Source organism: Bacillus pseudomycoides DSM 12442 (assembly GCF_000161455.1).
GTDB classification, from domain to species: domain Bacteria; phylum Bacillota; class Bacilli; order Bacillales; family Bacillaceae_G; genus Bacillus_A; species Bacillus_A pseudomycoides.
Window position 1 is genome coordinate 4,997,557 of record NZ_CM000745.1, and the last position, 3,816, is coordinate 5,001,372.

The window sequence follows — 3,816 nt, forward strand, 5'->3', positions numbered from 1 at the left end:
TTATAGTTTTGATGCTTCTGTGGGAGATATTTTTCATACGCTATTATCGGGTGCTACTCTTTATATCTGTGATAAGGAGATTTTTCTTTCTGGGCAAGAGTTTGTTAAATGGTTGGAAGAAAACGCGATAAATTCAATTCCTTTTATTCCCCCATCCATGTTAAAAGCACTTCCGTTTGCTGAACTGCCAGATTTACATACGTTAAGCACCAGCGGGGAAGCGTTACCTGTAGATCTGGTGAAAGTATGGGGAAGAAACAGGAAATTTTTAAATGCATACGGACCTACTGAAACAGTAGTGGATGCTACTATTGGCGAATGCAGTCCAGAGCTGAATAAAGTGGTGATTGGAAAACCAATTGCCAATAAGCGTGTTTATATCTTTAATAAAGACCTCCAGTTGCAACCTATAGGAGTTCCGGGAGAACTCTTTATAGGAGGAGAAGGAGTAGCGCGCGGGTATTTAAACAGAGGAGATATGACAAAGGAGCGTTTCATTGTTAATCCATATCAAGTGAATGAAAAGATTTATAGAACGGGAGATGTTGTTCGCTGGCTGTCCGATGGAAATATAGAGTTTTTAGGCCGAAATGATGAGCAAGTAAAAGTCAGGGGCTACCGAGTTGAATTGGGAGAAATAGAGACCAAGCTGACCGAACATGCTTTTGTCAAAGAAGCAGTCGTTGTTCTCAAAGATCGTAATTTATGTGCCTATGTCGTTTCTGAGAGAGACTGGATGGTTACAGAGATGCGCCAGCACCTGCAGAAAGAGCTGCCTGAATATATGATCCCTTCATACTTTATAAGGCTGAATTCTCTACCGCTTACACCTAATGGGAAAATAGATAAGAAATCTCTTCCAGAACCTGATTTTACGATGGACGAAGGAACGGAGTACGCTGCACCTCTCTCTGAAATGGAGAAGCTGCTTGCAGATGTATGGAAGGGAGTTCTACGGGTGGAGCGTGTAGGGATCCATGATAATTTCTTCGAACTGGGAGGTGACTCTATTAAAGCCATTCAGATCGCTGCAAGGTTAAATGAACTCAATTTAAAGCTGAACATGATGGAAATGTTTAAAAATCCAACTATATATGAATTGAGTCCATTTATTGAGTCTTTCCAGACAGAAGCCAAACAGAGTGCAATTGAGGGAACAGTTCCTCTCACTCCTATACAGCATTGGTTTTTAGAACAGGAATTTGAAAGGCCAGAGCACTTTAATCAATCGATGATGCTGTTTAGGAAAGAAGGATGGGAGCCTGAATTGATAGAGAACTGCTTCAGAAAACTGTGCGAGCATCATGATGCATTGCGGATTGCTTTTTCTTTGGATTCTTCCTCTCAGCATAATCGGGGAATACAGGGGATTGAGTGCACTGTAAAAAACTTTGATTTTAGGGGCATGGAAAATTCTGTTTCTTTAATTGAGAAGGAGGCAAATCGAATACAGGGCAGCATCCAGTTTTCTAATGGCTCGCTTTTCAAGCTGGCAGTATTCAACACAGAAGAAGGTAGCCATTTGCTAATCGTCATTCACCACCTAATAATAGACGGAGTATCATGGAGGATCCTTATTGAGGACTTTTACCGCCTATATGAAAAAGGGGATGATTCTCTTCCGGCAAAAACAACTTCTTATCAGGATTGGGCTAATGGACTTGCTCAATACGTACCAAGCCGCAAAAATGAAAAAGAGGTTGTTTATTGGAGAAACATTCAGTCTAAGACAATACCAATGTTGCCTAAAGACTATCAGTATTCAGGTAGGCATCTATATGAAGATTTACAAATAGAAGGGATATCGTTAAACAAAAATGAAACCATCATGCTTTTAACTGAGGTACACAAGGTATTTCAGACAGAAATTAATGATCTTCTTCTAGCTGCTCTCGCAATGACAATAAAGGAGTGGACAGGAGAGAATGCTCTGGTCGTTAGTCTGGAAGGTCATGGAAGAGAAGAGTTGATAGATGGAATGGATCTAAGCAGAACGGTAGGGTGGTTTACAAGCATATTCCCTGTCATCTTTGAACTGGATTCAGGCAATATGGCATCTGTTATTAAGACTGTTAAAGAGACCCTCCGAAAGATACCAAAAAAGGGAGCTGGATATGGAGTTTTCAAGTATTTAAATTCAAGTGTAGCTATAGGAAAGACGATAGATCCTGAAATTAGTTTTAACTACCTTGGAGCTTTTGAAGAAGACGATGTTCAACTCTACTCCAGCATGCCGATGGGCCGACAAATTAGCGGAAAGAACCATCAGGAGCATTTACTTGAATGGAATGGAATGGTCGTAGGAGGAGTTTTACAGATTAATATCAGCTACAATCCAAAGGTCTTTAGGAAGAGCACTATTAAGATGCTGGGAAGCCTTTATCGTCAAAATCTAGTTGCTCTGATGAAGTTTTGTAGCGAAAAAGATGAAATCGAGCTTACTCCAAGTGATTTCAGTGAGAATGATATGACTCTAGACGAGTTGGACAATATTTTTGAAGTTTTCGAATCAAAAAAATAGCCTAGATAAATAAATTAGGAGTGAAGTAGATGTTTGACAGAAAAAACGTCAAGGATATTTATCGGTTATCCCCCATGCAGCAAGGAATGTTATTTCACACAATTAAAGATCAGAAAAATCAAGTGTATTTTGAACAACTGTCCTTTGATATAGAAGGTTCTGTGAACATAGATTTTCTAATAGCTGGTGTTAATGCTCTCATAGAAAAATATGATGTTTTAAGAACTATATTTTTATATGAAAAAATAAAGCGTCCGATGCAGATTGTATTAAAGAACAGAGAAGCATCAGTTTATACTGAGGATATTTCAAGTATGCCTGAGGCACAACGTTCGGCTTACCTAAAGGAATATAAAGAGAAAGACCGGGAGAGAGGTTTTGACCTCTCCCGGGATCTGCTTATTCGGTTTTCTCTTTTTAAAACGGGAGAAAGTACAAATCTACTACTGATAAGCAGCCATCATATTCTGATGGACGGCTGGTGTATGGATGTTGTTTTAAGTGATTTATTCAATTTCTATCATATGTATCTTAATAATCTTCCAGTAAAAGTTGAAAAAACAATCCCGTACAGCTCCTTTATTAGGTGGCTTGATGAACAAAATGAAGAAGAGGCGAGATCTTTCTGGAAGAACTATCTTCACGAATATAAAGAGATATCGGGAATTCCTTATCATAAGCTATCTAACTCTTCAGAAAATGTTAGAGAAGAGTTGCATTTTGGACTGGGAGAATCTCTTACGGGGCAGTTACAGCAGTTGGCCAATATGAATCAGGTTACGATGAATACGCTTATTCAAACATTCTGGGGTATTCTCCTGCAAAAATTAAATGATACAAGAGACGTAGTTTTCGGCTCTGTTGTTTCGGGAAGACCTTCAGAAATTTATGGGGTTGAAAAGATTGTCGGATTGTTTATTAATACTATTCCTGTTAGGATTTCAGCTACTGAAGAAGAAACGATGGTGGGATTAATTAAAAAAGTTCAAGAGCAATCCCTGCTTGCTGGAAAATATGATTATTTATCACTTGCGGATATTCAAAGCAATGGGGAAGTATCAGGTATGTTATTTGACCATATTATGGCTTTTGAAAATTATCCAGTAAACTCTTCGGAGCAAGTAGAACATGCTACGGGGGGGATTGGATTTACTGTAACAGGAATGGAAGCCTACGAACAGACAAACTATGACTTGACGATTCAGCTTCATGCAGGTGAAGAGTTAAAAGGAAAAATAACATATAACGGAGCTGTCTATCCTAAAGAGCTCATTAAAAGACTGCCTGTTTATCTT

General features: G+C 38.8%; 2 protein-coding genes. Both read left to right on the forward strand.

The annotated features are described in order from the left end of the window. Positions 1 to 2,521 (forward strand): condensation domain-containing protein (locus tag BPMYX0001_RS25380; RefSeq protein ID WP_157753639.1); only part of this gene is annotated, 2,521 nt, incomplete at its 5' end. A gap of 29 nt (positions 2,522 to 2,550) precedes the next feature. Next, a partial coding sequence (locus tag BPMYX0001_RS25385) for a condensation domain-containing protein (RefSeq protein ID WP_033799368.1) occupies positions 2,551 to 3,816 on the forward strand: 1,266 nt, incomplete at its 3' end.